Annotated in this window: 8 protein-coding genes; 3 read left to right on the top strand and 5 right to left on the bottom strand. The window is 62.7% G+C overall.

The annotated features are described in order from the left end of the window. Positions 1 to 199 (top strand): hypothetical protein (locus tag J9889_RS12900; protein WP_210556920.1); only part of this gene is annotated, 199 nt, incomplete at its 5' end. A gap of 5 nt (positions 200 to 204) precedes the next feature. On the opposite strand, the gene J9889_RS12905 is transcribed toward J9889_RS12900, so the two are convergent. After that, positions 205 to 804 carry an NAD(P)H-dependent oxidoreductase gene (locus tag J9889_RS12905; RefSeq protein WP_128313887.1) on the bottom strand — a complete coding sequence of 200 codons (600 nt, stop codon included), beginning with the start codon at positions 802 to 804 and terminating at the stop codon, positions 205 to 207. A gap of 109 nt (positions 805 to 913) precedes the next feature. Here J9889_RS12905 and J9889_RS12910 point away from each other — a divergent pair, with 109 nt between their 5' ends. Then, positions 914 to 1,843 (top strand): LysR family transcriptional regulator, encoded by a 930-nt coding sequence (locus tag J9889_RS12910; RefSeq protein WP_109113176.1) that lies wholly within the window; start codon positions 914 to 916, stop codon positions 1,841 to 1,843. A 50-nt stretch (positions 1,844 to 1,893) separates the two neighbouring features. Here J9889_RS12910 and rlmJ read toward each other — a convergent pair whose 3' ends face one another. The 3 genes from rlmJ to J9889_RS12925 are packed head-to-tail and all read right to left on the bottom strand — an operon-like array spanning position 1,894 to position 5,106. Beyond that, complete coding sequence (gene rlmJ, locus J9889_RS12915; RefSeq protein ID WP_210556922.1) at positions 1,894 to 2,748, bottom strand: 23S rRNA (adenine(2030)-N(6))-methyltransferase RlmJ; 855 nt, start codon at positions 2,746 to 2,748, stop codon at positions 1,894 to 1,896. After that, complete coding sequence (locus J9889_RS12920; protein WP_039040190.1) at positions 2,742 to 3,203, bottom strand: DUF2390 domain-containing protein; 462 nt, start codon at positions 3,201 to 3,203, stop codon at positions 2,742 to 2,744. The genes rlmJ and J9889_RS12920 overlap by 7 nt, the downstream gene beginning before the upstream one ends. Beyond that, positions 3,196 to 5,106, bottom strand: coding sequence for an ABC transporter ATP-binding protein (locus tag J9889_RS12925; RefSeq protein ID WP_109113227.1), 1,911 nt, complete (start codon positions 5,104 to 5,106; stop codon positions 3,196 to 3,198). The genes J9889_RS12920 and J9889_RS12925 overlap by 8 nt, the downstream gene beginning before the upstream one ends. A 147-nt stretch (positions 5,107 to 5,253) precedes the next feature. Here J9889_RS12925 and J9889_RS12930 point away from each other — a divergent pair, with 147 nt between their 5' ends. Continuing rightward, entirely contained in the window at positions 5,254 to 5,664 is a 411-nt protein-coding gene (locus J9889_RS12930; RefSeq protein WP_010675511.1) for a CBS domain-containing protein, read from the top strand. Positions 5,665 to 5,952: 288 nt separating this feature from the next. On the opposite strand, the gene J9889_RS12935 is transcribed toward J9889_RS12930, so the two are convergent. Then, positions 5,953 to 6,048 (bottom strand): transposase (locus J9889_RS12935; protein WP_210556924.1); only part of this gene is annotated, 96 nt, incomplete at its 5' end.

The raw sequence follows: 6,048 nt of genomic DNA on the forward strand, positions 1-6,048 counted from the left end.
GTATAACCTGGCCAGAAGGAGGCAATATCAATATGATGCACGGCGACAGCAGGGTGATGGTGGTGGTGTGTTTGGAGACAGCCAGTTTACCAGCACCCTGTCTGTCAACTTCCACTTCCCCAAGATCCCGCGAAGAACCTTTTTTACTTGGAATGTCCCGCGCAGCAGGCGGCCGGTTGGAAGGGGCAAGATCGGGTGATGGCCCTACCTGCCGAGGCCAGCGATCCGAGCATGGGCTTCGCGCATTCCCTGTTCCGCCCCGTGGGGGCGCAGATCCATTCCCTCTGCGTAGACGAATTCCACCTCCGTGATGCCCATCAGGCCGAGCACGGATTGGAGGTAGGGGGTGACCGCATCTGTCGTCTGTCCCTGATGCACGCCGCCGCGGCTGCTGAACACCAGGGCGTTGACCCCTTCCACCAGCCCCATGGGGTAGGTGTCGGTGTAACGGAAAGTCACCCCGGCCCGTGCCACCAGATCGAACCAGTTCTTGAGGGGGGTCGGTACATTGAGGTTGTACATGGGGGCGCCGATCAGCAGCAGGTCGGCGGCCTTGAGTTCGGCAATCAGCCGATCCGACAGCGCCACCGCCTGCCGGATGGCCTCATTGGCCGGTTCAGCCCCCCGCAGGGCGTGAAACAACGGGCTGTCGAGGGCGGGCAAGTCGAGGGCGGTCAGATCACGCACCACCACCTGGTCCTGATGGCCCTGCTCCCGGCGTGTTTGCAGGAAGCGCTCCATCAACTGGTTGGTGCGGGATGCGGGGCCGTTGAGGCTGGATTGCAGCAGCAGGATCTGGCTCATGAGGGAAACTCCATCTGAAACGTGTGAAGAATGAAGGGAGCTTACCAGTCATTTTTTTCCGCAGTGCTGATAGAATTTCGCCATATTGGTTCCAAAAGGTATGCAATAGATGGCAAACACGCTCAACGGCATCGATCTCTTCGCCACCGTGGTGGAGGCGGGGAGTTTCGCCCAGGCGGCGGAGCGGCTTCACCTCACCCGCTCGGCGGTGGGCAAGGGGGTGGCGCGGCTGGAGCTGCGTCTCGGCGTGCAACTGTTTCATCGCACTACCCGCAGCCAGAGCCTGACCGAGGAGGGTGCGCTCTTCTATCGCCACTGCCTGCGGGCGCTGGAGGAGGTGCGTCTTGGGGAAACGGCGCTGGCCAGCAACAAGCTCATCCTCAACGGCAGATTGAAGGTCTCCATGCCGGTGCTGTTCGGCCAGCAGTGCGTGGCCCCCATTTTGCTGGCGCTGGCGAAGGCGCATCCCGGGCTGGCCCTGGAGCTGTCGTTCAGCGATCGCAAGGTGGATCTGGTGGAGGAGGGGATGGATCTGGTGATCCGCAACGCAGAGCCGCCGGACAGCCTGGATCTGGCGGCGCGCAGGCTCGGGGAGCACGGCATGACGCTTTGCGCCTCGCCCGCCTATCTGGCCGAGCGGGGGGAACCTGTGACCCTGGCCGAGTTACCGGAGCACGAGTGCATTGCCTATCTGCGCCAGGGGCGGGTGCTGTCGTGGTGGTGGCAGGAGGCCGAGGCATGGCGCGAGGTCCAGCCCAGAGGGCGGTTGCAGATGGACGATCTCAACGCCATCACCCAGGCAGCCATCGCGGGCTTTGGTCTCGCCTGGCTGCCGACCTGGCTGGCACGCCCGCACCTTGAACGGGGCGAGCTGCGCGAAGTGCTGGGTGCGCTCAAGGGCAGGAGCTATCCCATCAACGCCCTCTGGCCCCACAGCCCGCACTTGCCGCTCAAGACCAGAATGGCCATCGACTGGTTGGCGAGCCGCCTGCCCGAGCAGCTGGCCAGCGTGAACGTGCCGGGTCATCAGCCCCAATGAAAAAGGGCCTGCTGTGACAGGCCCTTTTTCATTTTCTGTGGTTCCGAGGGTCAGGCCTCGGCCTTGTTCAGCCACTCCACCCTGTACTGGGCGCCGGCGCCCTGGGCCAGCTTGGCGCACAAGGGTTTCAAGAAGGCCTCGATCTGCTCGTCCAGCATCCAGGGGGGGCTGACGATGAGCATGCCGGAGCCGTTCATGCCCCAATCGCTGGTCTGGCCGGCCACTTCCAGCTCGGCCACCAGGACGTTGCCGAAGTTCTCCCGCTTGATCGCTTTGAGCATGTCGCGGGACTTGTCCGCCTCTTGCCCGAGGATGGGATACCAGAGGGCGTAGATGCCGGTGGCCCAGCGCTTTTGCGCTTTTTTAAGGGTATCGACCACGGCGAAGTAATCTTCCTTCAGCTCATAGGGGGGGTCGATGAGCACCAGGCCGCGGCGCGGGGTGGGGGGCAGCAGGGCCACCAGCCCCTCGAAGCCGTCGCGATGGTGGACGGCGACGCGGGAGTCGTACCCCATGTTGGCGCGAAGATCCTCCACCTCGTTGTTGTGCAGCTCCATCAGCGCCAGCTTGTCCTGATCGCGGATAAGGCGGCGGGACAGCTCCGGCGAGCCGGGGTAGTAGTGCAGCTGGCCATCGCTGTTCATTTCCTCGATGACACCCAGATAGGGGGCCATGGCAGACCACTGGGCCCGCTCATCCCACAGGCGTTTGATCCCGTCGGCGTATTCCGCTTTCTTCTGGGACCAGTCGCCGCGCAGGTCGTAGAGACCGCCACCGGCATGGGTGTCCAGCACGATGAAGGGTTTCTCCTTCTTCTTGAGGGACTCGATGATCAGGGCCTGGACGGCGTGTTTGAGCACATCGGCGTGGTTGCCGGCGTGAAAGGCGTGGCGGTAGCTCAGCATATGAGATCTCTGAGGGGGCCCTGCTGGGCACCCAGTAACGATAGATAGTGAAACAGGTTGCGGCTGTCGCCGCGAAACAGGGCGAGGGTGCGCAGGGTCTGCAACAAGACCCCCTGTTGCAGCCGCTCCAGCTCCAGTTCGTGGGCCAGCATGGTCTGGTACTCCTCGGCCCCCACCCGTGACTTGGCCTGCTGGCGCAGGGTGCGCCAGGGGAGTAGCACCGCCTCGGTCTGTACCAGGGCCGGTTGCAAGTCCGTGAGGTCGACCGGGATCCGGAGCAGGTCGAGGTGGTGCAGCAGGAGCGCCAGGTTGACGTTGCCCCCCATGCTTTGCACGTGGAGCCAGTCCTGGCTGCGCTGGCCATAGGCGCCTGTGCTCCATGTCCAGAACTCGGAAGGGGTGGGCAGGGCGTCGGGGCTGACCCGCTCGCTGGCCATCAAGGCTTCATCACGCAAAGAAGGCCTGCTCCATGGTTTCCAGCTCTTCAGAGAGGCTCATCCACTCCAGCTCGACGTGCTCCAGCTCCTCCTTGAGGGGGACCTGGGACTTGAGCAGCTCGGAGAGCTTGCCCTTGGCGCTCTCTTCATAGATGGCGGGATCGGCGAGCTGCTCTTCCACCGCGGCCAGCTTGGCCTGCAGCTTCTCCATGCTGGTTTCGAGCTTCTCCAGCTTCTGGCGCAGCGGCCGGGTCGCTTGCCGGAACTGGGCTTCGAGGCGCTTCTGATCCTTGCGCGCCACCGCCGAGTTGGCGGAGACAGTGCCATCTGCCGGCTTGGCATTGGCCTCTTTCTCCTGCTCGCCGAGCCACTTGTGGTAGTCGTCGAGATCCCCATCGAAGGGCTCGACCCGGCCGCCGTGGACCAGATAGAAGTCATCCGTGGTGGTGCGCAGCAGGTGACGGTCGTGAGAAACCACCACCATGGCCCCCTCGAACCCTTGCAGGGCCATGGTCAGGGCGTGGCGCATCTCCAGATCCAGGTGGTTGGTCGGTTCATCCAGGAGCAGCAGGTTGGGCTTTTGCCAGGTGATGAGAGCCAGCACCAGACGCGCTTTCTCACCGCCGGAGAAGGGGGCCACCTTGTCGAGTACCTTGTCGCCGTGAAAACCGAAGCTGCCGAGGTAGTTGCGAAGCTCCTGCTCGGTCTTGTCCGGGGCCAGGCGCACCAGGTGATCGAGTGGGCTGTCATCAAGGCGCAGAGTCTCGAGCTGATGCTGGGCGAAGTAGCCGATGCTCACCCCGGCGCTCACCTCCAGCTTGCCGGAGAGGGGCGGGTTGGAGCCCGACAGCATCTTGATGAAGGTGGACTTGCCCGCGCCGTTGCGACCGAGCAGGCCGATGCGCGACCCCGGCACCAGGTTGAGCTTGATCTTCTCCAGGATCACCTTGTCGCCGTAACCGGCGCTGAGGTTCTCCATGGCGATGAGCGGGGTCGGCAGAGCGGAGGGCTCGCGAAACTCGAAGCTGAACTCGGAGTCGGCGTGGGCGGGCAGGATCTTCTCCATCCGCTCCATGGCTTTGAGCCGGCTTTGGGCCTGACGGGCCTTGGAGGCCTTGTAGCGGAAGCGGTCCACATAGGATTGCATGTGGGCCATCTCCCGTTGCTGCTTCTCGTACATGGACTGCTGCTGGGCCAGGTGCTCGGCCCGTTGCAGTTCGAAGTCGGAGTAGCCGCCGCTGTATTCGTTGAGCTTGCCGTTCTCGATATGGATGATGCGATTCACCACGGAATCGAGGAAGTCGCGGTCGTGAGAAATGAGCACCAGCGTGCCCTGATAGCCCTTGAGCCACTTCTCCAGCCAGATGACGGCGTCGAGATCCAGGTGGTTGGTCGGTTCATCCAGCAGCAGCAGATCGGAGCGGCAGAGCAGCGCCTGGGCCAGGTTCAGGCGCATACGCCAGCCACCGGAGAAGCTTCTGACCGGCGAGTCGAGCTGATCGCCGCCAAAACCCAGACCGTGCAGCAGCTCGGCGGCACGGGCGCGAATGCTGTAGGCACCTATGGTATCGAGCTTGCCGTGCAGCTCGGCCACCAGCAGACCGTTGTCATCCGCCTCGGCCCGGGCGAGCTCGCCCTCCAGGGCGCGGAACTCCTTGTCGCCGTCGATCACGTACTCCAGGGCGGAGCAGTCCAGCGCCGGGGTCTCCTGGGCCACGCCGGCAATCTGCCAGCCGGCGGGCAGGCTGAAGCTGCCGTTGTCGATGGCCAGCTCGCCCCGCACCAGCGCAAAGAAGGTGGACTTGCCACAGCCGTTCTTGCCCACCAGGCCCACCTTGTGGCCGGGGTGTATGGTGGCGGACGCGTTGTCCAGCAGCGTGCGGCCGCCGCGGATCAGTTCGATTTGACTGGCAACTATCATGGATGGGTCTGCTTGGCTCGATTGAAGGAGAGAAACTGGCGCGGATCTTACGTGAAATGACACAAATTTGCACTTGAGGGCGGGGGGGATGGCTGCCGCCGGAAAAACGTGTCATAACAGAGACATCTGGGGGGCAGGAGGCTGACCATGTTGATTAAAGAGATCATGACGACCCGGGTCGCGACCGTTTCCATGGATGACAGGCTGAGCGTCATCAAGGAGATCTTCGAGCAGGCCCATTTCCGCCACCTTCTGGTGGTGGAAGAAGAGGAGCTGGTGGGGGTCATCTCGGACCGGGATCTGCTGCGTGCCATCAGCCCCTATCTGGACACGGATGCCGAGATGAACCGGGACACCGAGACCCTCAACCGGCGCGCCCACCAGATCATGAGCCGTGAACCCATCACCGTCTCCCCCGAACGCTCCCTGAAAGAGGCCGCCGGCCTCATGCTGGAGCACCAGATCTCCTGCCTGCCTGTGCTGGAAAACGGCGCCCTGGTGGGCATAGTGAGCTGGAAGGACCTGCTGAGGGTCATGCGCGGCTGGCAGCCGGTCTGACGGGGCGGGGAAGGTGTGCGGGGAGCCCGTGTCGCCCGGCAGGGCTTCCCTGCTTCTCGCCTTGTCGAAGTATTAAACTGCATTAATCAAATATTTCAGTTCACTTATGTTGTAAAAGTGATTTTTGTGGTCATAAATTCTATCGATGTCATTTCATGTGACACTATATGTCGCGGCGTCAGCTCGAATTGACGCTTTTATAATTAATCGTTCGCCGCTTCAGTTCCCATCTTAAATACGAAAGGGGACTCCCTCCGACGTAGGTGGGAGGGGAATTTCGCCGGGGCGTCAGCCCCGCTGGTTTTGAATGTATTGCTTGATCACCTCCAACGGTGCTCCGCCGCAAGAGCCCGCAAAGTAAGAGCGTGACCAGAGTACGGGTTT

The organism is Aeromonas sp. PrichA-15 (genome assembly GCF_017939245.1).
Classification (GTDB): Bacteria; Pseudomonadota; Gammaproteobacteria; order Enterobacterales; family Aeromonadaceae; genus Aeromonas; species Aeromonas caviae.